We start from the raw sequence: 23,275 nt of genomic DNA on the forward strand, positions 1-23,275 counted from the left end.
GGCTGCCGGGATTTCCGAAAGGGTCGCAGACACGCCGGCTGACTGCACTTGCCCGCAAACGACGGATTCGTATCCACTCGATCGCGCGTTTCATGCCATGCTGGCGCGGTTCACGGGCGGAATCTCGCCTGTGGCCTTGTCGCTCGCCTGGCTCGATTGGGGCGCGCATCTTGCGGCGGCGCCTCAGCACCAGATGGAGCTCTTCCGCAATATCTTCCGCGACTCAGGCCGCTTCCTGAAGCTGCCGCTCACGCGACATCCAAAGAACCATGGTCCGTCATTCGGCCGCAGGCGCGGGATCGCCGCTTCAAGGACCGGCAATGGGAAGCCGCGCCGTTCAATCTGCTTGCGCAGGCGTTTCTGCTCACCGAACGCTGGTGGCACGATGCCACGACCGGCATACGCGGCGCGTCGCACGCAAATGAGGCCATCGTCGAGTTCTCGATGCGCCAGATGCTCGACATGCTGGCGCCCTCGAATTTCGCCGCCACCAATCCGCAGGTGCTGGAAAAAGCGTTCCAAAGCGGCGGGGAGAACTTCGTGTTCGGCTGGCAGAACTGGTGCAGCGACCTGATGCGTCTGCTCTCCGGCTCGAAGCTGGCCGGGGAGGATCAGTTCGTCGTCGGCAAGACGGTGGCGGCTTCGCCCGGCAAGGTCGTCTACCGCAACAGCCTGATCGAGCTGATCCAGTACCATCCGACGACTGCGCAGGTGCGGCCGGAGCCGATTCTGATCGTGCCGGCCTGGATCATGAAGTACTACATCCTCGATCTGTCGCCGCAGAACTCCCTGGTCAAATACCTGACCGCTCAGGGCTTCACCGTCTTCGCGATCTCCTGGCGCAATCCGGATCCGAACGATCGGGATGTTGCCTTCGACGACTACCGCAAGCTGGGCGTGATGGCCGCGCTGGACATGATCGGGCAGATCGTGCCGGGCCGGAAGATCCATGCGCTCGGCTATTGCCTTGGCGGGACGTTGCTGTCGATTGCCGCGGCGGCCATGGCGCGGGACGGCGATAGCCGTCTCGGCACCGTCACGCTTCTCGCGGCGCAAACCGATTTCACCGAGGCCGGCGAATTGACGCTGTTCATCAACGAGAGCCAGGTTGCCTTTCTCGAAGATATGATGTGGCAGCGCGGCTATCTCGACACGACACAGATGGCGGGCGCGTTCCAGCTCCTGCGCTCCAACGAGCTGATCTGGTCGCGGCTCTCGCGTGATTATCTGATGGGCGACGGCTCGCCACCGAGCGACCTGATGGCCTGGAATGCCGACGCCACGCGGCTACCCTATCGCATGCACTCGGAGTATCTGCGCAAGCTGTTCCTGAACGACGATCTGGCGGAAGGTCGCTATCGGGTCGAATGCCGGAGCATCTCGCTGTCCGACATTCATACCCCGATGTTCGTGGTCGGCACGCTCGCCGATCACGTGGCGCCCTGGCGATCCGTCTACAAGATCCATTATCAGGTCGATGCCGACGTGACGTTCCTGTTGACCAGCGGCGGTCACAATGCCGGTGTCGTGGCGCCTCCGCAGGAGGAGGGCCACTTCTATCAGGTGCTGACCAAGGCTGCCGATGCGCCCTATGTCGGTGCCGACGAATGGCTGAAGCTGGCGCCGCGCGTCGAGGGCTCATGGTGGCCGGAATGGACCACTTGGCTGGCGGCACGTTCCGGCGCCCCCTGCGATCCGCCGCAGATCGGACTTGGCGACGCCCTCGGCCTGCCGGATGCGCCGGGGGACTACGTCCACACCTAGGCCTCCGGCTCCGATCTCGGCGCGAGATCCGAAGAGCGGAACGGTTTGGCCTTGTCCAATTTGCGATAGGCCGTTGACGCCTTCCGCAACAGCTTCTTCTCGCGTTTGCGGTTGAGGAAGCGACGGCTGGCCTCGATGCCGGCGCCATTCAACGACGCCGCTAGTGCTTGTCCGCGCGCATCGTCGTTCAATTGACCGAGCGACCGTTGTGCCTTGCGCAATTGCTTGAGGATGGACTTTTGCTTCGTCGCCACCCCATTGGCGAACAGATCCGCAAGCGACTCGACCGAGTAAGTCATCCGCTTGTTGAGGAGCCGCAGCTTGTGACGTTTCTCGACATCGAGCTTCTTCAGCTTACGGGCCTTCTTGAGCAGCGTCGTCTCCCACTCGGTCAGCCGCTCCGTTGCATGGTCGGCGAGGGTGCAGCGGCGCAACCGGATCGCTTCCTTGCTGCGGCGGGTCGACCAGGGGCCGCTTTCGATCCACGTCGAGGTTTGCTCGACCAGGCGGCGATACCGCGCCGATTGCAGCGCACGCGCCAGCAGCCGATGGCTCTCCGCGCGTTTCTCGTCCCAGCGCTGAAGCTCGGCGACCACCGCGAGCTCGTCGCTACTCTCTGCGACGATCCGCTCGATGGCCACGTCGAGGTCTCGCACCATGCCGAGCTGACTGTTCAGCCATTTCAGTTCGGCCCAGACTTCCGGTCGCACGTTATCGTCGACCATTGGCGAGAAGAAGCGGATGGCAGTCCGCAGATGAGTCAGTGCGATCCGGATCTGGTGCAGCGCATCCGGATCGCCGCGGCAGGTGCCGTCGTGCTGAGCGATCACCGCGCCGAGGTGTCGGCGGGCGATGATGCGGAAGGCCGTGTCGCAGGCCATGCCGGGGCTGAGGCGGGCGGGCAGGACATTGCGCCGCGTTGCCGGCTTGGCATGCGCATTTGCCGTCGAGCGCGTGGTGGATCGCGACTTCCTTGCCCGCATCAGTCTGATTGCCTTGTTTGCCCCTCAGCGATGACGTTCCGGCAGTTCTGAAGCGTCTGCTCTTGTGTCCCGGATGCATCGATGGTCGCCCAGCCGACATGGCCGATATTATAGTGCTCTTGCAGCGCGGCAACCTCCGGCGTGGCGTCCGATGCGTCTCCCCGGCGGTCGCCGATGCGCGCTTGCCGGGTTGCAAGGTCTGCGACCAGGAACAGCCCGTTCAACGTCACGTTGCACTCGCGCGCCAGCGCCGCGATCGCATCGCGTTCGTCCTCGCGCGCGAATACGCCGTCAACGATCGCCGAATGGCCCTGCGCCAGCACCCGCCGGGCCTGCTGCACCAGCGTGTCATAGACGCGGGCCGTGACCTCCGGCGTATAGGCTGAAGGCGGCAGGCGGTGGGTGTCCTCGACCCCGAACATCTGCTTGCGGACGAGATCGCTGCGCAGCACGACGGCGCCCGGCTCCGGTGCCACGACCGGCGCGAGCGCGTGCGCCAAGGCGGTCTTTCCGGTGCCGGACAGTCCGCCGACCGCAATCAGACGCGGAGCAGGAGGACGGATCAGCGTCCCGGCGAGGTCGAAATAACGCCGTGCCTGGTCGACGATGCCGGGATCGTCGGAGTGCGGCGGCTTCAGTCGCGCCAGCGCCACCTGGGCGCGGATCGCCGCCCGGATGGACAGGAACAGCGGCAGGGTCGAGAGCGCATCGAGATTGTCGGCCGGCGTCGCGGCGAGATAGCGGTTCAGCACCATGTTTGCCGCGCTCGGCTGGTGGTGCTGCAACAGGTCCATCAGCGTGAATGCGAGATCGTAGAGCACGTCGACCGTCGCCATCTGCGCGTCAAACTCGATCGCGTCGAACAGCACGGGCCGATCATCGATCATGACGATGTTTGCCAGATGCAAATCGCCGTGGCAGCGGCGCACGAAGCCCCGGCTGCCGCGCCCTGCGAGCAGGGGACGAATACGCAGATAGGCCGCATCCGAAGCCTTCCCGAGTTGCTCGATCGCGTCTGCGCTGAAATGGCCGCCGGCCCGCAGCCCATCGGTGTTGCCGTCGATCAGGCCCGGAATGGAGGAGACCCATGCCTTTCCGTCGGCGCGCGTCGCCGCCGCATGCGAAGCCGCGATGGCGTCAGCGGCGGCCGAGGCAAGCTTCGCGTCCAGCGGTCCCGCCTCGGCCAGATGATCCAACGTCCTGCTTTCGTCGAAGCGCCACATGTCGACCGCATACTCGATCGGCCGGCCGGCGCCCTCGACCTTCACCGATCCATCCGCCTCTTCCGTGATCGCCACGACACCACGATAGATCTGCGGCGCCAGGGGCCGGTTGATCCGGATCTCCTCCTCGCAGGCCGCCTTGCGCTTTTCGAGCGTCGAATAGTCGAGGAAGGGAAACCGGACGGCGCGCTTGATCTTCAGCGCACGCTTTGCGTCCAGGAACACCGAGGCGGCATGCGTGTCGATGCGCATCACGCCGGGATGGTCGGTCAGCATCCGAAAGATGCGCTCCTGAGCCGCCGTGTCATCCTTCATCGAAGCGGACATGGCAAGCACCATCAGGGCGTCAGCACGGCCGCGCCGAGGATCTGGCCATTCCGCAGCATGGTCAGGACCTCATTGGCGTGATCGAGCGGAAACGCCGTCGTCTCGGTCCGCACGCCGGCTTGCGGCGCGACCTTGAGAAAATCGAGGCCATCCTGCCGGGTCAGGTTGGCGACCGAGACCAGCTGCCGTTCCTGCCACAGCAGATCATACGGAAAGCTTGGAATGTCGCTCATGTGGATGCCGGCGCAGACGACGCGACCGCCTTTGCGCACGGCGCGCAACGCCGCCGGGACCAGCTCGCCGGTTGGCGCGTAGATGATCGCGGCGTCGAGCGGCTCGTCGGGCACCTGGTCCGATGACCCCGCCCAGACAGCGCCGAGACGGCGGGCAAGATCTTGTGCAGCGGCATCGCCGGCCCGCGTGAATGCATGGACGGAGCGTCCCTGCCAAGCCGCGACTTGCGCAATGATGTGGCCGGCCGCGCCGAAGCCATAGAGACCGAGCCTCTCGGCGGGGCCGGCCAGGACCAGCGAGCGCCAGCCGATCAACCCCGCGCACAGCAGGGGCGCAATCTCCACGTCGCTGCCGGACTCGCCGAGCGGAAAAGCGTAACGTGCGTCGGCGATGGTGTGGGTCGCGTAGCCGCCGTCGCGCGTGTAGCCGGTGAACAGCGGTGCATCACAGAGGTTTTCCATACCCTCGCGGCAGAAGCGGCATTTTCCGCAGGTGAAGCCGAGCCAGGGAATGCCGACCCGGTCACCAGGCGCATGTGTCGTCACATTCGCGCCGATGAGGTCGACCCGGCCGACGATCTCGTGGCCAGGCACGATCGGATAGCGGATGCCGGGCAGCTCGGCATCGACGAGATGAAGATCGGTCCGGCATACACCGCAGGCGCTGATCTTCACCCGGATCTGACCCTCGCCCGGCATCGGGTCGGGCCGCTCCTCCATCCGGAGCCGCGCTCGTGGGGTCGGCAACACCATCGCACGCATGTCTGTCTCCGGGGCGAACCGCTCCGACTGAAGTATCCATAGAACGGCCGAGTGGCCAGTCCTTGACGTCAGTCAACGCCTGTTTCCCGGGCTGATCGGACGGAGTTTCCCCCGGTCTTGACGCGGATCAAGGGTCTCGACGACAGCCCGCCTATCATGGTGGCTCAGGAGAATTCCGATGCCCATCAAGGATGTGTTTCTGCCCCTTGTCGGCCAGCCGCGCGGGCCAGCCCTGGTTGCGATCGAGAAATGCGTTTCTGTCGCCGCCGATCTCGGCGCCAGGATCACCGCGCTCGCGCTCGAGGAAGATGTTTTCGAGCGACCGAAGGTGATGCTGCCTGACGATCGCGAATTCGCGCAGGCCAGCCTCGAGGCGAGCGACATGCAGCAGCTGCTGAATGCATTCACCGATGCGGCTTGCTGCGCCAACGTCCGCGCCCAGGGCCGGTCGGGCAAGGTGCCTGCGGATCAGATCGGAGCGATCCTGGCCGAGCACGCCCGCTTCAGCGACCTCGCGCTGGTTCCCGTGAAACCGCATGACAGTCGAACGGAGACCATCGTGGAGGCGTTGTTGTTCGAATCCGGCCGGCCGCTTCTGCTCTGTCCCGAACATCGCGCCGACGAGCTCAGGCCCGAGTTCGAGAACGTCGTGATTGCCTGGGATCATTCTGCACGGGCCGCGCGTGCGGTCGGCGATGCGTTGCCTGTTCTTCAGGCTGCCAGTTCGGTTCGTGTGCTGACCGTGGCGGAGGACGAGACGGACGCGGTCGTCCGATCCGGAACGGCACTCGTCAACCATTTGCGGGAACACGGCGTCTTTGCCTCGTTCGAAACCACGAAGGGGGGCGGCCGCTCGACCGGCAAAGTATTGGGAAGCTGGGCGAATTCCCATGGCATCGATGCCGTCGTGATGGGCGCCTATCATCATTCGCGCCTGAACGAGATCGTGTGGGGCGGTGTGACAAAGACCGTCATTGGCCAGCCACCATGCTGGGTTATGATCTCGCACTAGGCGTCTTCTTCCAGCCGGATCGTTCAATCATCGGAACCGCCGCTGGCGCGGCGCATTTGTTTTCATGTCGACTTATCGTCTGAACAACCTGCTGTCGCCGCGCTCGGTTGCGCTCGTCGGCGCGAGCGCGCGTCCGGCGTCCGTTGGACGCGCGGTCCTGGAAAACATTCGGAAAGCGGGATTCAAGGGGCGGTTTGGCCTCGTCAATCCGCGCCACGCCGAGCTCGGCGGCCTCGCCGCGGTGAAGAGCCTGGACAGGCTGGACTTCGTGCCCGAGCTCGTCGTCGTCACCGCGCCCGCGGGCGAGATTCCAGGCATCGTCGAGCAGGCCGGCCGTCGCGGATCTGCGGGTGCGCTGATCGTCTCCGCCGGTCTCGGCCAGGGACCGGGATCGCTGCACGAGGCGACCAGCGCTGCCGCCCGCAAACACGGCATGCGGCTGATCGGGCCGAACTGCCTCGGCATCATGATGCCCGGCGTCAGCCTGAATGCCAGTTTCGCCGCGCACATGCCGGGGGCCGGCAACCTCGCGCTGATCTCGCAATCGGGAGCCATTGCCGCCGGCATGGTGGATTGGGCCGCGCAGCGCGGCGTCGGCTTCTCCGGCATCGTCTCGATCGGCGATCAGATCGACGTCGACATTGCCGATTTGCTCGACCATTTCGCGATGGATCACAAGACCCGCGCGATCCTGCTCTACATCGAGGCGATCAAGGACGCGCGCAAGTTCATGTCGGCGGCGCGCGCGGCCGCGCGGGTGAAGCCCGTCGTCGTGGTGAAGTCCGGCCGCATGGCGCAGGGTGCGAAGGCCGCTGCGACGCATACCGGGGCGCTCGCCGGTGCCGACGCCGTCTATGACGCGGCGTTCCGCCGCGCGGGCGTGCTGCGGGTGTCCGACCTGCGCGAGCTGTTCGACTGTGCCGAGACACTCGGCCGCGTCGAATCGCCGACCGGAAAGCGTCTCGCCATCCTGACCAATGGCGGCGGCATCGGCGTCCTCGCCGTCGATCGATTGGTCGAGCTCGGCGGTATTCCGGCAACCATCTCGACTGACGCGCGCAGGAAGCTTGATGCGGCGCTGCCGCCGACCTGGTCCGGTGCAAACCCCGTCGACATCGTGGGCGACGCCGATGCTGCGCGCTACGCAGCGGCGCTGGAGGAACTGCTGGCCGATCGCGACAACGACGCAGTCCTCGTCCTCAACGTGCAGACCGCGATCGCATCGGCCGCCGAGATCGCCAAGACCGTGACGGAGCTCGTGGCCAAGTATCGCGAGCAGCACCGCCGATGGGCAAAGCCCGTGCTGGCGGCCTGGGTCGGGGCCGATCAACACATCATCCAGGCACTCTCCAGCGCCGGCGTGCCGAACTATCCGACCGAGGACGACGCCGTGCGCGGCTTCATGCATCTGGTCCGGCACCGCGAGGTGGTGGAGGAGCTGACCCAGGTGCCTCCCGCGATGCCCGACACGTTCGTTCCGGATGCGAGGGGGGCGAGAGAGATCGTCACCGCCGCGATCGCGGATGGCCGCCAGTGGCTCGAACCCGTCGAGATCAAGCACCTGCTCGAAGCCTACGATATCGCGATGGTGCCGACCTATGCGGCAGCAGATGTCGAGCAGGCGGTAGCCTATGCAAAGGACATCTTCGCGCAAGGCGGCACCGTCGTGCTGAAGATCATGTCGCGCGACATCACCCACAAATCCGACGTCGGCGGCGTCGTGCTCAATCTGACGTCGCCGGAGGCCGTCCGTGCGGCGGCGACGGACATTCTTGCGCGAGCGCGGAAGCTGCGGCCCGAGGCGCGCATCGGCGGCGTCATCGTCCAGGCCATGGTCGTCAAGGCAAAGGCGCGCGAGCTGATCCTCGGCCTTGCCGACGATCCGACCTTCGGCACGGTGGTGGTTTTCGGCCGCGGTGGCACGGCGGTGGAGATCATCAACGACAAGGCGCTGGCGCTGCCGCCGCTCGATCTGCAACTGGCCCGCGATCTGATCGACCGCACGCGCGTGTCGCGGCTGCTGAAGGCCTATCGGGACGTGCCGGCGGTGAAGCACGACGCCGTCGCGATGGTGCTGGTCAAGCTGGCGCAGATGGCGGCCGACATTCCCGAGATCCGCGAATTCGACATCAACCCGCTGCTGGCCGACGAAACCGGCGTGACCGCGGTGGATGCCCGCGTCGCGGTCGGGCCGCCACAGCGGAAGTTCGCCGGCTCCGGCCCGGCCAATTTCGCCGTTCGCGCCTATCCATCGCAATGGGAGCGCCGCCTCAAGCTCAAGGAGGACTGGCGCATCTTCGTGCGGCCCATGCGCCCCGAGGACGAGCCGACCATCCACGAATTCCTGCGTCACGTCACGGCGCACGACCTTCGCCTGCGCTTCTTCGCCCCGATGAAAGAGTTCACCCACGAATTCATCGCACGCCTGACCCAGCTCGACTATGCGCGCGCGATGGCCTTCATCGCATTCGAGGAGGCCAGCGGCGAAATGGTCGGCGTGGTCCGGCTCCATTCCGACTCGATCTACGAGACCGGCGAATACGCGATCCTGCTGCGGTCCGACCTCAAGGGCAGGGGGCTCGGCTGGGCCCTCATGCAGCTGATCATCGACTACGCGCGGTCGGAAGGATTGAAGACCATATCGGGCGACGTGCTGCAGGAGAATACCGTGATGCTCGACATGTGCCGGCAGCTCGGCTTCGAGGTCAAGCCGGACCCGGCCGAGCCTGAAATCTGCGACGTCAGGCTGAAGCTCTGATCGCGTCAGCTAGAGCATGATCCGGAAAAGTGTGTAGCGGTTTTCCGAAAAGATCATGCTCAAACAAACAACCTAAAGCGCGATGACGATTCATCCTAATCGCATCGCGCTTAGGAGCGCGCCTCGGCCGAATTTGCATCATCTGACGTCCTGGCCGTCGCCCGCAGATTTTTGATGATGACCGCGATCAGCGGCAGCAGCACCGGCACGATCGTGCTCAGCGGGTGGTGCACCGCGCCCGACACCTGGGCCTGGAGCGCACGGGCCTCGAGCTGGAGGGCTTCGATGGAGGTGTCGTGAATTTCGTTGGCGAGTTCGATGTCACGCCCCGACGGAGCGCGGCCGGCGATCAGGAAGAGTGCGGCCGCGATGACGAAATTGACGGCGCCGAGGATGGCAGCCGCGGTAATCGCGCTCCAGATCTGCACCAGTGCGAAATAGGCCGACAGCTCCAGCATCAGCAGCCCGAACGCGGCGATCAGCGCCGCGAAGGCACGCAGGCCGAGGCCGATCAGCAAATGCCGCAGCCTGATGTCGGCGATGATCCTGTCGGTGCGCCACAGCACGCGCAGATGTTTGACGACATTCTCGGTATTCACCTAGTGTCTCCTCAGCATGAAGCCGACAACCACGCCCAGCGCGAAGGCGGAGGCGAGCGAAGTGACCGGACGCTCCGCAACGAGGCCCTGGAGCTGCTCCCGCTCCTGTTCGACGGTCTCGCCAAGCTCAGCAAGCGCGGCCCTGATCTGATCGGCGAGCGCTTGGGTGCGAGCTTTCGAGCTCTCGAACATCTCCTCGCCGGCGGTGCTCAACAGGCGCGTGACGTCGACCTTCAGCGCGCGCAATTCCTCGCTCATCCTGTCACTGTCGAACATGGATTCGGTGTCCTCACTAGATTTATACAAGTCTAAGACCAGCCCGTGCGATCGCGCTTGATTTGCGTCAAGAGGCGGAGCCCGTTCGGGGTCTTGAGACAGGTCAATCCGGCCGCCACATGCTGGCCTAGAAATGCCGGCTGAATGGGGACCGATTGTCCCGATGAGGTGGAAAGCGTGAATCACGAACCGCTGCTGCACGCGACGCCGTCCGGCGACGTGCTGAAATTGCGCCCCGAGGGGCCCTGGACCGCCGCGAACGTGGTGACGCTCGAGACCTTGTCCCGCTCGGTCGGGGCCGACGTCGATCGTTCGCGCGCCGTATCCTTGGACATGTCGGGGATCAGCGCGCTCGATACGCTCGGCGCCTGGGTCCTGGAGAAGCTGTCGCGCAGGGCCGCCTCGTCAGGCAGGCCAGCCGAATTCGTCGGCGTCGCCGATCATTTCAGCGGGCTGATGGACGAGGTGCGCCAGGTCAACCGCCGCACACCGGCTTCGGCGGCCGCGCCCAATCCGGTTCTGGCGCGGCTGGGTGATCTCGGCAAGTCCGCGGTCGGCGCGCGGGAGGACGTCACGATCTTCCTCCAGATGCTCGGCGCCTTGTTCATGGCCGTGGTCGGCGTGCTGCGCCGGCCGCGTTCGCTGCGGCTGACCTCTCTGGTGTATCAGCTCTACCGCATCGGATGGCAGGCGATCCCCATCGTCACGCTGATCACCTTCCTGATCGGCGCCATCATCGCGCAGCAGGGCTTCTTCCACTTCCGTAGATTCGGCGCGGAATCATACACGGTCGACATGGTCGGCATCCTGGTGCTGCGCGAGCTTGGCGTGCTGATCGTCGCCATCATGGTCGCGGGACGGTCGGGGAGCGCCTACACGGCCGAGCTCGGCTCGATGAAGATGCGCGAGGAGATCGACGCGCTCTCGACCATGGGGCTCGATCCGGTCGACGTCCTGATCCTGCCGCGCGTTGCGGCCCTGGTAGTTGCGCTGCCCATCCTCACCTTCATCGGATCGATCGCCGCGCTCTATGGCGGCGGGCTGGTCGCGCAGTTCTATGGCGACATGGGGCCGGCGATCTACATCGCGCGCCTGCACGAGGCCATTTCCGTCGCACATTTCGAAGTGGGCATCCTGAAGGCGCCGTTCATGGCGCTGGTGATCGGGATCGTGGCCTGCAGCGAGGGATTGCGCGTCAAGGGCAGCGCGGAGTCGCTGGGGCGGCAGACCACGACGTCGGTGGTGAAATCGATCTTCCTGGTGATCGTGCTCGACGGCCTGTTCGCCGTGTTCTTTGCCTCGATCGGAATGTGACGATGGACGGACCACAAGACGAGTTCGCCATCCGCGTCCGTGACCTCGTGGTCGGCTTCGGCCGTCAAACCGTGCTCGACCATCTGTCGCTCGACGTCCGCCGCGGCGAGATCCTCGGGCTGGTGGGTGCCTCCGGCGGCGGCAAATCGGTCTTGATGCGGACCATCATCGGCCTCATCCCGCGCCGGAGCGGGACCATCGAGGTCATGGGACAACCCGCCGGCGGCCACGGCCGCGGCGCAGCGATGGCCTGGGGCATCCTGTTCCAGCAGGGCGCGCTGTTCTCCTCGCTGACGGTGCGCCAGAACGTCCAGTTTCCCTTGCGCGAAAATCTGGTCCTGTCGCTGGAGCTGATGGACGAGATCGCGATCGCCAAGCTCGAGATGGTCGGCCTGCGCGCCGAGGACGCCGACAAATATCCGGCGGAGCTGTCCGGCGGCATGACCAAGCGCGTGGCGCTGGCGCGCGCGCTCGCGCTCGATCCGCCGATCCTTTTCCTGGACGAGCCGACCTCGGGCCTCGACCCCATCGCCGCCGGCGAGTTCGACACGCTGATCAAGACGCTGCAAAAGACCCTGGAGCTCACCGTGTTCATGGTGACCCATGACCTTGCGAGCCTGACCACGGTCTGCGACCGCATCGCCGCGCTCGCCGACGGCAAGATCGTGGCGATCGGCCCGATGCGCGAATTGCTGCAATCCGAGCATCCCTGGGTGCGCGCTTACTTCCACGGCAAGCGCTCGCAGATGCTGCAACACGAGATGAGATGAGAGATGGAAACCCGCGCTCCCTATGTGCTGATCGGCAGTTTCGTGCTGGCCGCGATCGTCGCAGTGTTCGGCTTCGTCTATTGGCTGAACAACACCGGCGGCATCGGGCCGCGCACCAGCTACCACGTGCAATTCCAGGGGCCGGTGCCCGGCCTGCTGGTTGGCGCGGGCGTGCTGTTCAACGGCATTCGGGTCGGAGAGGTCACCCAGCTCGGGCTCGCGCCTGATAACCCGCGCTTCGTCAATGCCACGATCTCGGTTGCCACCGCGACGCCGGTGCGTGCCGACACTAAGGTCGGCCTCGAATTCCAGGGCCTGACCGGCGTTCCCGTGGTGACATTGGAGGGGGGCGTGATCGTCGCCAAGTCGGGCGAGCTGCCGACCTTGATCGCGGAGGCCGGCGCAGGCCAGAGCATGACGCAGGCGGCGCGCGATGCGCTGCGGCGGGTCGACACGGTGCTTCAGGACAATTCCGGTCCGCTGAAGGACACCATTGCCAATTTCAAGACCTTCTCCGACGGGCTCGCGCGCAACACCGGCAAGATCGACGGCATCCTGGCAGGCCTCGACAAGATGACCGGCGGCGGTACGCCCGCGCAGAAGGTCACCTACGACCTGCGCACGCCGCAGAATCTCGGACCGGCCGGCAAGACTCTATCGGCCTCACTGGCCATTCCCGAGCCGACGGCGGTGGCGATGCTGCAGACTCAGCGCATGCTGTTCGCGCCTGGCGGCGACAGGCCGGGCTTTGCGGACTTCCTCTGGGCTGACAGCATTCCGAAACTGGTGCAGGCGCGCCTGATCGACAGTTTCGAGAACTACGACATCGCCCACGCCCCGCTGCGCACGACGGATCTCGGGCCGGCGGACTACCAACTCCTGCTCGACATCCGGCGCTTTCGGATCGCGACGGATGGGGAGGCTCGGGCCGAGATCGGACTGTCGGCTCGGATCGTCGACAAGAATGGCAAGGTGATCGCATCGCGCCTCATCGAGGCCAGCGAAAAGCTCGACAAGGTCGAACCGGCCGCTTCAGTCGCCGCCTTCGATGCCGCCTTCGCGCGCATCGCCAAGGAGCTGATCGGATGGACCGTGCAGGCGGTGTGAGGGGCGACTATTCCAGCGTCTTCAGGTAGGACAGCAGGTCGTGGATCTGGTCCGGGCTGAGCGCGAAGGCCGGCATGTCGGCATGTCCGGTGGAGATCCCCTCGGCCAGCGCCTCGCCAAGGCTGTTGATCGGATAGCGCCGATGCAGGGTGCGTAGCGGAGGCGCGATCTCCAGCTGGCTCTTGGAGGCGCGGTCGATCGCGTGACAGCGTGCGCAATTGGCTCGGGCGAAAGCCTTGCCGCGTTGTTCGGCGGCCGGGGCCGCGAGCGCAGGCGTGATCAGAAGCAGCCCAATCAGGCCGTGACGCAGTGCTCTTTGCAGCATGGAATCATCCCGTCGAACCGTGGACGCAGAATAAGAGCGGGATGCCAGCCAAATTTGATCTGGGTCAATCGGCTGCGGCACGGTGCAGTAAAATGCAGCCGCGCGGTGGACTCGGCCTGACGTCGGGAGCGGCCGGCGTGGGGAGCGATGGATGAAGCCTTCCGTGGTCACGAGTGAGCCGAACGGACATCATTGCGACGATTGTGCCGTGCGTGGAGCGGCGGTCTGCTCGTCGCTCGATGCAGCCGAACTCCGGGAGTTCGAGCATCTCGGCCGCCGCGTCCATTTCGATTCGGGCGAGACCGTGTTTTCCGAGGAGGACATCACGACCTCGTTCTACAACGTCCTCGAAGGCGTCATGCGGCTGTACAAGCTGCTGCCTGACGGCCGGCGGCAGATCGTCGGCTTTGCCTTGCCCGGTGACTTCCTCGGGATGAATCTGTCCGGCCGGCACAATTTTTCGGCCGATGCGATCGGCGTGGTGAAAGTGTGCCAATTCCCAAAAGGGCCTTTCGGCCGTTTCATCGAAGACCGGCCGCAATTGCTCAGGCGCATCAACGAACTGGCCATTCGCGAGTTGAGCCAGGCGCGCGACCACATGGTTCTGCTCGGCCGCCGCTCGGCCGACGAGAAGGTCGCGACCTTTCTGCTCGGCTGGCGCGAGCGGCTGGTCGCGCTCAGCGGTCCGTCCGACATGGTCGCGCTTCCGATGAGCCGTCAGGACATCGCCGATTATCTCGGCCTGACCATCGAGACCGTCAGCCGCACTTTTACCAAGCTTGAGCGTCTCGGCGTGATCGAGATCATTCACGGCGGCATCAGCATGCTCGACCCGGCCCGTGTCGAGGCCATGGCCGCAGCCTGACCTCCCGTCCACGGCGTCTTCGGCAGAATTTGATCCCGGTCAATGACGCCGGCCATGCCCCGCAAAATAATGCCGGAGACAAATCCGGGAGGGGATGATGCCTGCTGACGCGTTGCTGGTGACCGTTGTCGTCGTCGCGATCTTTGTCGTGTTCGCCGCAGTTCTGGCCTGGGCTGACCGGCAAACCAGGGCGGGTCGGCTTGATCCGGATTCCAGGCACTGAAGCCTTCTGCAGGTCCAGGTCCAGGTCCAAGTCCAAGTCCAGGTCCAAGTCCAAGTCCAAGTCCAAGTCCAGGTTTAGGTCCGAGTCCGGCGCGCCAGGGCCGATGCTCGCCTGGGCGGGCGCCACCCGTCGGCAGCGTTTCGACGCAATCACGGTTTGCGTAATCCGCAACTCTGCGTCGAAGAAGACGCATCGCCGCAGCTTTTGGCTGCTGACTTCCTCGTTACGGGCCTTTTCGTGGCATTTGCCTCAAATCGCGCGCGTGCTTTCCGGTTGAAATGCCTGGTAACGTTGACTACGCAGGAACTCAGTGCCTCGTAGTCTTAGGAGCCCCGCGGCGTGCCTCAGGACAAGACCGGCGATCCCCGACAACCGGCGGGCAACAAACTATCGGTCCTGCGCAAGCACCCGATCTTCGCGGATCTGGAGCCGGAAGCGCTCGATCAACTCTGCCGCTACGCCAAGCACACCACCGTCAAGCGTGGCGCGACGATCGCTGCCAAGGGCGATCCCGGCAACAGCCTGTTCGCGGTGATCGCGGGGACAGTCAAGATTTCCTCCTCATCGCCTGATGGGCGGAACGCTATTCTCAATCTGATCGGCCCCGGAGAAATCTTCGGCGAGATCGCCGTGCTCGACGGCGCGCCCAGGTCGGCGGATGCGACCGCAAATACCAATTGCGAGCTCTACGTCATCGATCGCCGGGACTTCCTGCCGTTCGTGAAGAGCCAGCCGGCGCTGGCGATGAAGTTCATCGAGCTGCTGTGCGCGCGTCTGCGCTGGACCAGTCAGCAGGTCGAGCAGGTGATCCTGCAGAATCTGCCGGGCCGGCTTGCCAGTGCACTGCTCGGTCTCACCGAAGAGCGCAAGCTGGATTCCGGCAGCGGCACGCTCGCCATCACGCAGCAAGAGATCAGCGAGATGGTCGGGATGACGCGCGAGAGTATCAACAAGCAATTGCGCGCCTGGGCCGGCCGCAATTGGGTCCGCCTCGAGCACGGCGCCATCGTCGTGCTCGATACGGACGCGCTGCGCGAGCTCGCCGAGAGTGGCCTCGGCGGCGAGTGACGCCGTCGGCCTAACCGTCGATGCTGGCGACCGCGCGGGGCCTCGATTGGAGGCGTCAAGTCACGGGCTAGCGACGTCGAGCCAGGCCGCCATACCCACCATAGTGCGAATTGCGCCAGAAATCGATCGATGCAAGTCTTGCATCGATCGATGCCGGATTTGGCTTGGACAGAGAATGCCGCCCGCCCTAGGGACGACATTGGCGCTTGACTTCACACCTGAAGCGGAGCGACCCAAGGCGGCCTGCAGCCGGGCCGACAACGATATAATCGATCTCAATCAACCCAGGAGGAAGCCCACATGAAGACGCTCACCGGTATCATCACAGCCGTTGCACTGGCGGTCTCAGCACCCCTGGCCACTGCACGCGATTTCCGCTCGGCTGACGTTCACCCCGCCGATTATCCGACCGTCGAGGCGGTCAAGTTCATGGGCCAGCAGCTCGCGGCGGCGAGCGGCGGCAAGCTTGGCGTGAAGGTGTTTCCGAACGGCGCCCTGGGCTCGGAGAAGGACACGATCGAGCAACTCAAGATCGGCGCGCTCGACATGATGCGGATTAATGCATCGCCGCTGAACAATTTCGTGCCCGAGACTATCGCGTTGTGTCTGCCCTTCGTCTTCAGGGACACGCAGCACATGCGCACCGTCCTCGACGGTCCGATCGGCGATGAGATCCTGGCAGCCATGGAGCCCGCGGGCCTGGTCGGCCTTGCCTATTACGACAGCGGCGCGCGCTCGGTCTATACCGTCAAGGGACCGGTCAAATCGCTGGCCGATCTGAAGGGCCTGAAGATCCGCGTCCAGCAATCCGACCTGTGGGTCGGCATGATCCAGAGCTTGGGGGCCAACCCGACGCCGATGCCCTATGGCGAGGTCTACACCGCGCTCAAGACCGGCCTCGTCGACGCTGCCGAGAACAACTGGCCGTCCTACGAATCCTCCCGGCACTTCGAAGCCGCCAAGTTCTACAACATCACCGAGCACTCCCTCGCGCCCGAAGTTCTCGTGATCTCGAAAAAGGTCTGGGACGCGCTGAGCAAGGAGGACCAGGCGATGGTCCGCAAGGCAGCCAAGGAATCGGTGCCCGTCATGCGCAAGCTCTGGGACGCGCGCGAGCAGGCCGCCCGCAAGACCGTCGAGGCCGCTGGCGTTCAGGTGGTCACGATCGGCAACAAGGCGGAGTTCGTCGATGCAATGAAGCCGGTCTACCAGAAGTTCGCCGGTAACGAGAAGCTGCAGAGCCTCGTCAAGCGCATCCAGGACACGAAGTAGGACAATTCGAAGCCGGGTCCGGCGTCGCCGCCAGGCGGCACCGGATCCCGTGAGGAGGCGCGGGATGACAGACCCACACGTCGCAAGTCACGAACAGGGGGCCGTAGCAGCACGCCCGTCCACCGGCTTGCTGTCGCGGGTCAATGCCCCCATTGCGCGCCTCGGCATGTACCTGTCGGTGACGGGCCTGCTCGTCATCGTCGCCATCGTCTTCTACCAGGTATTCGGACGCTACGTGCTCAACTCCAGCCCGACCTGGACGGAGAATTTGGCGCTGGTCCTGATCCTCTACGTCACGCTGATCGGCGCCGCCGTCGGCGTACGTGATGCCGGGCATATCGGCATGGACAGCCTGCTGGTCATGCTCCCCGATCACGCGCGGGAGAAGATCGAGATCGTGATCCACGTTCTGGTCGCCGGGTTCGGCCTCGCAATGGCCTATAATGGCTGGATCCTCGGCGCGTCGGTGGGCACCGTGAAGATCCCCAATCTCGGCCTGCCCGAGGTGATCCGCTACGTGCCGCTGTTCGCCTCCGGCGTCCTGATCGTTTCGTTTTCCATCGAGCACATCATTGCTCTCCTGCGCGGCGAAGAGGTCGTCCCCTCATGGAACTGATCATCCTCGGCGCCACCTTCTTCGGCTTTCTGATCCTCGGCGTACCGGTCGCCTTCGCGATCGGCCTGTCGGCCATCTGCACCATCCTCTACGAAGGCCTGCCGGTCGCCGTCATCTTCCAGCAGATGATGTCGGGGATGAACATCTTCTCCTTCCTCGCCATTCCGTTCTTCGTCTTCAGCGGTGAGCTGATGCTGCATGGCGGCGTGGCCGACAAGATCGTGCAACTCGCCAAGAATCTCGTCGGGCACATCCGCGGCGGGCTCGGCATGTCGAACGTGGTCGCGTGCACGCTGTTCGGCGGCGTCTCCGGCTCACCCGTGGCCGACGTGTCGGCGATGGGCGCGGTGATGATCCCGATGATGAAGAAGGAGGGATACGACACCGATTACGCCGTCAACGTCACCACCCACGCCTCGCTCGTGGGCGCCTTGATGCCAACCAGCCACAACATGATCATCTATGCACTCGCGGCCGGCGGCAAGGTCTCGATCGGCGCGCTCATTGCGGCCGGCCTGCTGCCGGCGCTGGTGCTGATGGTCTGCATGCTGGTTGCCGCCTACGCGGTCGCGGTGAAGCGCGGTTATCCCGCCGGCAAATTCCCGGGCTGGGCCGAGGTGGTCCGCTCGCTGGCGGCCGCGGTGCCTGGGCTTCTGATCGTCGGCATCATCCTGGCCGGCATCCTGTCCGGCGTCTTCACGGCAACCGAATCGGCGGCCATCGCCGTCACCTACTCGATCCTGCTGACTTTCTTCATCTATCGCACCATGACCTGGGGCAACTTCCTGCGCGCCGCCGCCAAGGCGGTGAAGACGACCGGGGTGGTGCTGCTGCTGATCGGCGTCTCCACCATGTTCCAGTACCTGATGGGACTTTACGAGGTGGCGGATCTCGCCGGCGCGATGATGAACAAGTTGTCGACTCAGCCATGGGTGATCTTCCTGCTCATCAACGTCATCCTGTTCGTGCTCGGCACGTTCATGGACATGGCGGCAACGATCCTGATCTGCACCCCGATCTTTCTGCCGATCGCGATGAAGGCGGGCATGGACCCGGTGCAGTTCGGCATGCTGATGCTGATCAATTGCGCCCTCGGGCTCAACACGCCGCCGGTCGGAACGACGCAATTCGTCGGCTGCGCCATCGGCGGCATCTCGGTCGGCGCGGTGATGCGTACCATCCTGCCGTTCTATGCTGCGCTCATCGCAGCACTGATGTTCGTGACCTATGTCCCTGCATTCTCGCTGTGGCTGCCGCGCCTCCTGATGGGCTACAAGGGCTAGCAGCACCAGGGAGACATTGTCAGTGACGGACTATCGCAAGCTCTTCGATCTCACCGGCAAGACCGCGCTCGTGCTCGGGGCCGCATCCGGCATCGGCAAATCGTCGGCCGAAGCGCTTGCGGATCTCGGCGCCCGGGTTGTCTGCGCCGATCGCGCGCTCGGCGCAGCGGAGGCGACCGCCGCCGGCATTCGCGACAAGGGCGGCTGGGCGGAAGCAGCTGGTTGCGACGCCGCAAGCGCCGCGGACGTCAACGCGCTCGCGAAAACCGTGATGCAGAAGTTTCCGCGACTCGACATCGCCGTGACGACGCCCGGCCTCAACATCCGCAAGACCATCCTCGACTACACCGAGGAGGATCTCGACCGCGTCCTCAACCTCAACGTCAAGGGCACGGTCTTTTTCTTCCAGGCCTTCGGCCGCATCATGGTCGCGCAGAAGGGCGGCAGCATCATCGCCTGCTCCTCGATCCGCGCGGTGACCATCGAACCCGGTCTCGGCGTCTACGGTTCGACCAAAGCGGCGATCGGTCTCCTGGTGAAGGGCTTTGCCTCCGAAGTCGGACACGCCGGCGTGCGCGTCAATGCGATCGCCCCGAGCATCGCCGAGACCGCGCTGACCGGCCCATTCAAGCAGCGCCCCGACATCTACAATCTCTACGCCGGCCACACCGTGTTCAACCGCTGGAGCAGCGCCGACGAGGTCGCGACCGCCGTCGCCTATCTCGCCTCGGATGCCGCAAGCTATGTCAGCGGCAGCACGCTGTTCGTCGACGGCGGCTGGACCGCCGTCGACGGCCCGCCGACCGGTCTCACCCAGTTGCACAAATAGCAAAGGATGTAGCTAGGGTTGCGCTTGCACGTCGCGCGGCTCACTGGCAGGCCTCCTTCGCAACCGCAGCAGGAAGCTCCGGCGCGCGCGGCTTGAGCAAATCGCATGGGGCTTGCCGGATAAATGCGCTCGGCTGGCCGGTATTTTGGTGTTACGAACTGGGACATGAACCAGCACGCCAAGATCAACGCGAAGATCGAGATCCGCCATTCGACCTGTCCGCATGATTGCCCCTCGGCCTGCGCCCTCGATGTCGAGGTGGTCGAAGGCCGCAGCATCGGCCGCGTCCGCGGTTCGAAGAAGCAGACCTACACCGCCGGCGTCGTCTGCGCCAAGGTCGCCCGCTATGCCGAGCGCATCCATCATCCCGAGCGGCTGATCTATCCGCTGCGCCGCACCGGCCCCAAGGGTTCAGGTCAGTTCGCGCGGATCTCCTGGGACGAGGCGCTGGACGAGATCGGGCACCGATTCAATGCGGCCGAGCGCGACTTCGGTGCGGAATCGATCTGGCCCTATTACTACGCGGGGACGATGGGGCTCGTGATGCGCGACGGGCTCAACCGTCTCACGCATGTGAAGAAATATTCGCGCTTCTACCAGACCATCTGTGCCAATGTTGCGCGCATCGGCTTTGCAATCGGCACCGGCAAGATCGCCGGCGTCGACCCGCGCGAGATGGCGCTGTCCGATCTCGTCGTGATCTGGGGCACCAATCCCGTCAACACTCAGGTCAACGTGATGACGCACGCCTCGCGCGCCCGCAAGGAGCGCGGCGCGAAGATCGCGGCGGTCGACATCTACGACAACGAGACCATGAAGCAGGCCGACATCAGGATCATCCTGCGGCCCGGCACCGACGGCGCCTTCGCCTGCGGCGTCATGCATGTCCTGTTCCGCGACGGCTACGCCGACCGAGCCTACATGGACAAGTATACCGATTGCCCCGCCGAGCTCGAGGCGCATCTGAAGTCGCGCACGCCGGAATGGGCCTCGGCGATTTGCGGCGTTCCGGTGTCGGAGATCGAGGCTTTCGCCAAGGCCGTCGGCGAGACCAAGCGGACCTTCTTCCGTCTCGGCTATGGCTTCACCCGCTCGCGCAACGGCGCGACGCAGATGCATGCGGCGCTGTGCATTCCCGCGGTGACCGGCGCTTGGCAGTATGAAGGCGGCGGCGCCTTCTTCAACAATTACGCGCTGTGGCACTTCAACGAATCCATCATCGAAGGCCACGACGCGATCGACAAGACCACCCGCGCGCTCGACCAGTCGCAGATCGGACGTATCCTCACCGGCGATGCCGAAGCTCTGCAGGGCAAGGGCCCGGTCAAGGCGTTGCTGATCCAGAACACCAATCCGATGACGGTGGCGCCGGAGCAGGCGCTGGTCCGGCAGGGCTTTGCGCGCGAGGATCTGTTCGTGGCGGTGCACGAGCAGTTCATGACCGAGACGGCGCAGATGGCCGACATCGTGCTGCCGGCGACCATGTTCATGGAGCATGACGACCTCTATTATGGCGGCGGCCATCAGCACATCTCGGTCGGGCCGAAGCTGATCGACCCGCCGGGCGAATGCCGCTCCAACCACGAGGTGTTGCAGGCGCTGGCGCCGCGGCTGGGCGCCAGGCATCCGGGCTTCGAGATGAGCCCGCGCGAATTGATCGACGCGACCTTGAGGCTGAGCAATCACGGCGACATCGCCGGCCTTGAAGCCGACATCTGGCGCGACCTGCAGCCGGATTTCCGCACCTCGCATTATCTCGACGGCTTCGCCCACGCCGACGGCAAGTTCCATTTCAAAGCCGACTGGGCGCATCCGCCGTTCGGCGTCACCATGGGCGACTACGACAAGATGCCTGGTCTGCCGGATCATTGGGCAGTGATCGAGCACGCCGACCGGGCCCATCCGTTCCGGCTAGCGACCAGTCCCTCGCGCAGCTTCCTCAACACGACCTTCAACGAGACGCCGTCCTCGCAGGCGCGCGAGGGCCGGGCCAGCGTGATGATCCACCCGTTAGATGCCGCCGCGCTCGGCATCGCCGATGGCGATGCGGTGACGCTCGGCAACGGCCGCGGCGAGACCACGCTGATCGCGACGCTGTTCGAGGGCGTGCGGCGCGGTGTCCTGATCGCCGAATCCGTTCATCCCAACAGCAACCATATCGGCGGCCGCGGCATCAACACGTTGACGGGCGCAGATACGATCGCGCCGATCGGCGGCGCGGCGTTCCACGATAATAAAGTCTGGATCAGGAAGGCGGCCTCAGCTCAAGGCGTGCACTCCGTGACGCCGTAGCCCGCGAATTCCTTTGCAATGTTCGGGTTCATCGACTTCGCCTGCGCGATATCGGTGGCGCCGTCGCCGCCGCTTCTGCGCGCAGCGATGCCGCGGCCGAACAGCGAGGACGAGGAGCGCGGGTTGCGCTGGATCGCGTCGGTATAATCCTTGATCGCCTCGGCATTGCGCCCGAGCTTGAGGTTGACGAGCCCGCGGCTGTCGAGTGCATCGCTCAAGCCCGGGTTGATCTGGAGCGCCAGATTGCAGTCGACCAGCGCGCCTTGCGGGTCGCCCGTCGCAGCCCGGCTCCAGCAGCGGTTGTTTAGGGCTTCCGCGTCCTTGGGCGCGCGGCGGAGCACCGCGTCGAAATCCTGTATCGCGAGCGCATAGGCGCGCTTGATCGCGTAGACCTGGCCGCGTTTGTAGCGCGAGGTGACATCGTTGGCGTTGGCGGTGATCTTGCGGCTGAGATCGGCGATGACGGGATCTCGTGCCAGTTCGTCCGCATTCGGGGCGGGCTCCGCCTGCGGTACCTCGCAGACCGGCTTTTGCGGCTCGGGTGTCTGCACCTGTGGCTTGGCCGCGTCGTCCCGCGGCCGCGTCGCCGGGCTTGCGAACGAGAACTCGGTCGTCAGCGAGGAGGACAGCCAGGGCACCTGTTCGCGGTTGGTGGCGGCAACCACGCCGTTCTTGGTGTTGGTCAGGGCCTGCTCGGCGCTGATGTTCGGCGCGCGCATTTCGCGCAGCAGCTCGGCGACAAAGAGGCTGCGATCGGTCTTGCCGGTCGCCGTGACCGCGCCGAGCGCGGCGGAGTAGAGCACCAGCGTATTGCTCGGTGCGATCGCCGGTGCCAGGCCGGCCGAATAGCGGCGGAAGCGCCGCTCGAACGGGTTGCGGCGGGAAGCGTCGATCAGCGCGATTTTGATGGCGGCACCGCGCGTGTTCATCTCGGCGAGGATGGCGTCGAGGCCGAAGCCGTCGCGCGAGACGTCCGGCTCGGTCCAGATCTGGGCGTCGACCGGCAGCAGATAGGTCTGACGGTTGGACTGGATGGCAAAGCCGTCGAAGAAGATCAGCGCCACCGCGCCGCGCTCGATGCGGTCGTAGAAGCGGCCCAGCACCTGCCGCATGGCATCGCCGGTGAGATTGCTCTGCCTGTCGACGACGAAGCCGCCGCGCTTCAATTCCTCGGCGACGTCCTGGGCATCGTTGGCGACCTCGCTCAGGACGAACTCATTGTCGGGATACTTCGCGTTGCCGATCACCAGCGCGATCTTCGCGGCGTCGGCCGCATGGCATGCGGCGCCGCCGCTCAGCACGACCAATCCTGCCAGCAACAACATCAATGCGGCGCGCATGAAATGGCTCATCGGTGATCAAATCTCCGGTCAG

20 protein-coding genes and 1 pseudogene are annotated in these 23,275 nt (G+C 65.0%); 14 read left to right on the plus strand and 7 right to left on the minus strand.

All coding sequences use genetic code 11. The features are described from left to right. Positions 1 to 97 precede the first annotated feature (97 nt). Positions 98 to 1,764 (plus strand): annotated as a pseudogene (locus tag I6F20_RS34410) (PHA/PHB synthase family protein). Here I6F20_RS34410 and I6F20_RS34415 read toward each other — a convergent pair. The 3 genes from I6F20_RS34415 to I6F20_RS34425 are packed head-to-tail and all read right to left on the minus strand — an operon-like array spanning position 1,761 to position 5,292. Continuing rightward, positions 1,761 to 2,747 carry a CHAD domain-containing protein gene (locus I6F20_RS34415; protein ID WP_225130388.1) on the minus strand — a complete coding sequence of 329 codons (987 nt, stop codon included), beginning with the start codon at positions 2,745 to 2,747 and terminating at the stop codon, positions 1,761 to 1,763. The pseudogene I6F20_RS34410 and the gene I6F20_RS34415 overlap by 4 nt on opposite strands. Continuing rightward, complete coding sequence (locus I6F20_RS34420; RefSeq protein ID WP_225130441.1) at positions 2,747 to 4,285, minus strand: bifunctional aminoglycoside phosphotransferase/ATP-binding protein; 1,539 nt, start codon at positions 4,283 to 4,285, stop codon at positions 2,747 to 2,749. The genes I6F20_RS34415 and I6F20_RS34420 overlap by 1 nt, the downstream gene beginning before the upstream one ends. A gap of 23 nt (positions 4,286 to 4,308) precedes the next feature. Further along, positions 4,309 to 5,292, minus strand: coding sequence for a zinc-dependent alcohol dehydrogenase family protein (locus I6F20_RS34425; RefSeq protein ID WP_225130390.1), 984 nt, complete (start codon positions 5,290 to 5,292; stop codon positions 4,309 to 4,311). Between the two features lie 178 nt (positions 5,293 to 5,470). Between I6F20_RS34425 and I6F20_RS34430 the strand changes: the two genes are divergently transcribed. Together I6F20_RS34430 and I6F20_RS34435 are read left to right on the plus strand one after the other, a co-directional pair. Next, entirely contained in the window at positions 5,471 to 6,304 is an 834-nt protein-coding gene (locus I6F20_RS34430; RefSeq protein ID WP_225130392.1) for a universal stress protein, read from the plus strand. A gap of 64 nt (positions 6,305 to 6,368) precedes the next feature. Further along, complete coding sequence (locus I6F20_RS34435; RefSeq protein ID WP_225130394.1) at positions 6,369 to 9,062, plus strand: bifunctional acetate--CoA ligase family protein/GNAT family N-acetyltransferase; 2,694 nt, start codon at positions 6,369 to 6,371, stop codon at positions 9,060 to 9,062. A gap of 110 nt (positions 9,063 to 9,172) precedes the next feature. On the opposite strand, the gene I6F20_RS34440 is transcribed toward I6F20_RS34435, so the two are convergent. Then, positions 9,173 to 9,661, minus strand: a complete 489-nt coding sequence (locus I6F20_RS34440) for a phage holin family protein (protein WP_225130396.1) — start codon at positions 9,659 to 9,661, stop codon at positions 9,173 to 9,175. Next, positions 9,662 to 9,937: a hypothetical protein gene (locus tag I6F20_RS34445; protein WP_225130398.1), complete on the minus strand. Its 276-nt coding sequence runs from the start codon at positions 9,935 to 9,937 to the stop codon at positions 9,662 to 9,664. Positions 9,938 to 10,114: 177 nt separating this feature from the next. Between I6F20_RS34445 and I6F20_RS34450 the strand changes: the two genes are divergently transcribed. Genes I6F20_RS34450 through I6F20_RS34460 form a run of 3 tightly spaced genes read left to right on the plus strand, consistent with a single transcriptional unit; the run spans position 10,115 to position 13,128 of the window. Further along, positions 10,115 to 11,251, plus strand: coding sequence for an ABC transporter permease (locus I6F20_RS34450; RefSeq protein ID WP_036007528.1), 1,137 nt, complete (start codon positions 10,115 to 10,117; stop codon positions 11,249 to 11,251). Positions 11,252 to 11,253: 2 nt separating this feature from the next. Then, positions 11,254 to 12,021 carry an ABC transporter ATP-binding protein gene (locus tag I6F20_RS34455; RefSeq protein ID WP_225130407.1) on the plus strand — a complete coding sequence of 256 codons (768 nt, stop codon included), beginning with the start codon at positions 11,254 to 11,256 and terminating at the stop codon, positions 12,019 to 12,021. A 3-nt stretch (positions 12,022 to 12,024) separates the two neighbouring features. Then, a complete protein-coding gene (locus I6F20_RS34460; protein ID WP_036029008.1) occupies positions 12,025 to 13,128 on the plus strand; it encodes an ABC-type transport auxiliary lipoprotein family protein in 1,104 nt (367 codons plus the stop codon). A 7-nt stretch (positions 13,129 to 13,135) separates the two neighbouring features. Here I6F20_RS34460 and I6F20_RS34465 read toward each other — a convergent pair whose 3' ends face one another. Next, positions 13,136 to 13,453 carry a c-type cytochrome gene (locus I6F20_RS34465; protein WP_036007493.1) on the minus strand — a complete coding sequence of 106 codons (318 nt, stop codon included), beginning with the start codon at positions 13,451 to 13,453 and terminating at the stop codon, positions 13,136 to 13,138. Between the two features lie 151 nt (positions 13,454 to 13,604). On the opposite strand from I6F20_RS34465, the gene I6F20_RS34470 reads away from it, so the two are divergent. The 8 genes from I6F20_RS34470 (at position 13,605) to I6F20_RS34500 (ending at position 21,901) form a co-directional block, all read left to right on the plus strand. Further along, positions 13,605 to 14,318, plus strand: a complete 714-nt coding sequence (locus tag I6F20_RS34470; RefSeq protein WP_225130409.1) for a helix-turn-helix domain-containing protein — start codon at positions 13,605 to 13,607, stop codon at positions 14,316 to 14,318. Positions 14,319 to 14,415: 97 nt separating this feature from the next. Next, positions 14,416 to 14,541, plus strand: coding sequence for a hypothetical protein (locus I6F20_RS38085; protein WP_275945336.1), 126 nt, complete (start codon positions 14,416 to 14,418; stop codon positions 14,539 to 14,541). Between the two features lie 339 nt (positions 14,542 to 14,880). Further along, positions 14,881 to 15,609 (plus strand): Crp/Fnr family transcriptional regulator, encoded by a 729-nt coding sequence (locus I6F20_RS34475; RefSeq protein WP_036007486.1) that lies wholly within the window; start codon positions 14,881 to 14,883, stop codon positions 15,607 to 15,609. A 300-nt stretch (positions 15,610 to 15,909) separates the two neighbouring features. Further along, positions 15,910 to 16,881 (plus strand): TRAP transporter substrate-binding protein, encoded by a 972-nt coding sequence (locus tag I6F20_RS34480; RefSeq protein WP_036043896.1) that lies wholly within the window; start codon positions 15,910 to 15,912, stop codon positions 16,879 to 16,881. A 64-nt stretch (positions 16,882 to 16,945) separates the two neighbouring features. After that, positions 16,946 to 17,497, plus strand: a complete 552-nt coding sequence (locus I6F20_RS34485) for a TRAP transporter small permease (RefSeq protein WP_036007481.1) — start codon at positions 16,946 to 16,948, stop codon at positions 17,495 to 17,497. Continuing rightward, positions 17,488 to 18,780, plus strand: coding sequence for a TRAP transporter large permease (locus I6F20_RS34490; protein ID WP_036007478.1), 1,293 nt, complete (start codon positions 17,488 to 17,490; stop codon positions 18,778 to 18,780). The genes I6F20_RS34485 and I6F20_RS34490 overlap by 10 nt, the downstream gene beginning before the upstream one ends. A gap of 22 nt (positions 18,781 to 18,802) precedes the next feature. Next, on the plus strand, positions 18,803 to 19,609 hold the full coding sequence (locus I6F20_RS34495; protein WP_225130410.1) for an SDR family NAD(P)-dependent oxidoreductase: 807 nt from the start codon (positions 18,803 to 18,805) through the stop codon (positions 19,607 to 19,609). 165 nt (positions 19,610 to 19,774) lie between these two features. Continuing rightward, the gene (locus I6F20_RS34500) at positions 19,775 to 21,901 is read left to right on the plus strand and encodes a molybdopterin oxidoreductase family protein (RefSeq protein WP_225130412.1); all 2,127 of its coding nucleotides are present in this window, start codon (positions 19,775 to 19,777) and stop codon (positions 21,899 to 21,901) included. Here I6F20_RS34500 and I6F20_RS34505 read toward each other — a convergent pair. Further along, on the minus strand, positions 21,874 to 23,253 hold the full coding sequence (locus I6F20_RS34505) for a caspase family protein (RefSeq protein WP_225130414.1): 1,380 nt from the start codon (positions 23,251 to 23,253) through the stop codon (positions 21,874 to 21,876). The two genes, I6F20_RS34500 and I6F20_RS34505, sit on opposite strands and share 28 nt — an antisense overlap. Between the last annotated feature and the right edge of the window lie 22 nt (positions 23,254 to 23,275).

It is taken from the genome of Bradyrhizobium sp. IC3123 (assembly GCF_020193625.1).
GTDB lineage: Bacteria > Pseudomonadota > Alphaproteobacteria > Rhizobiales > Xanthobacteraceae > Bradyrhizobium > Bradyrhizobium yuanmingense.

Bases quoted from the DNA above. Each gene is read 5' to 3' on its own strand.
- I6F20_RS34415 (WP_225130388.1), bottom strand. From the start codon at position 2,747: ATGCGGGCAAGGAAGTCGCGATCCACCACGCGCTCGACGGCAAATGCG.
- I6F20_RS34420 (WP_225130441.1), bottom strand. From the start codon at position 4,285: ATGAAGGATGACACGGCGGCTCAGGAGCGCATCTTTCGGATGCTGACC.
- I6F20_RS34425 (WP_225130390.1), bottom strand. From the start codon at position 5,292: ATGCGTGCGATGGTGTTGCCGACCCCACGAGCGCGGCTCCGGATGGAG.
- I6F20_RS34430 (WP_225130392.1), top strand. From the start codon at position 5,471: ATGCCCATCAAGGATGTGTTTCTGCCCCTTGTCGGCCAGCCGCGCGGG.
- I6F20_RS34435 (WP_225130394.1), top strand. From the start codon at position 6,369: ATGTCGACTTATCGTCTGAACAACCTGCTGTCGCCGCGCTCGGTTGCG.
- I6F20_RS34445 (WP_225130398.1), bottom strand. From the start codon at position 9,937: ATGTTCGACAGTGACAGGATGAGCGAGGAATTGCGCGCGCTGAAGGTC.
- I6F20_RS34455 (WP_225130407.1), top strand. From the start codon at position 11,254: ATGGACGGACCACAAGACGAGTTCGCCATCCGCGTCCGTGACCTCGTG.
- I6F20_RS34460 (WP_036029008.1), top strand. From the start codon at position 12,025: ATGGAAACCCGCGCTCCCTATGTGCTGATCGGCAGTTTCGTGCTGGCC.
- I6F20_RS34465 (WP_036007493.1), bottom strand. From the start codon at position 13,453: ATGCTGCAAAGAGCACTGCGTCACGGCCTGATTGGGCTGCTTCTGATC.
- I6F20_RS34470 (WP_225130409.1), top strand. From the start codon at position 13,605: ATGAAGCCTTCCGTGGTCACGAGTGAGCCGAACGGACATCATTGCGAC.
- I6F20_RS38085 (WP_275945336.1), top strand. From the start codon at position 14,416: ATGCCTGCTGACGCGTTGCTGGTGACCGTTGTCGTCGTCGCGATCTTT.
- I6F20_RS34480 (WP_036043896.1), top strand. From the start codon at position 15,910: ATGAAGACGCTCACCGGTATCATCACAGCCGTTGCACTGGCGGTCTCA.
- I6F20_RS34485 (WP_036007481.1), top strand. From the start codon at position 16,946: ATGACAGACCCACACGTCGCAAGTCACGAACAGGGGGCCGTAGCAGCA.
- I6F20_RS34490 (WP_036007478.1), top strand. From the start codon at position 17,488: ATGGAACTGATCATCCTCGGCGCCACCTTCTTCGGCTTTCTGATCCTC.
- I6F20_RS34500 (WP_225130412.1), top strand. From the start codon at position 19,775: ATGAACCAGCACGCCAAGATCAACGCGAAGATCGAGATCCGCCATTCG.
- I6F20_RS34505 (WP_225130414.1), bottom strand. From the start codon at position 23,253: ATGAGCCATTTCATGCGCGCCGCATTGATGTTGTTGCTGGCAGGATTG.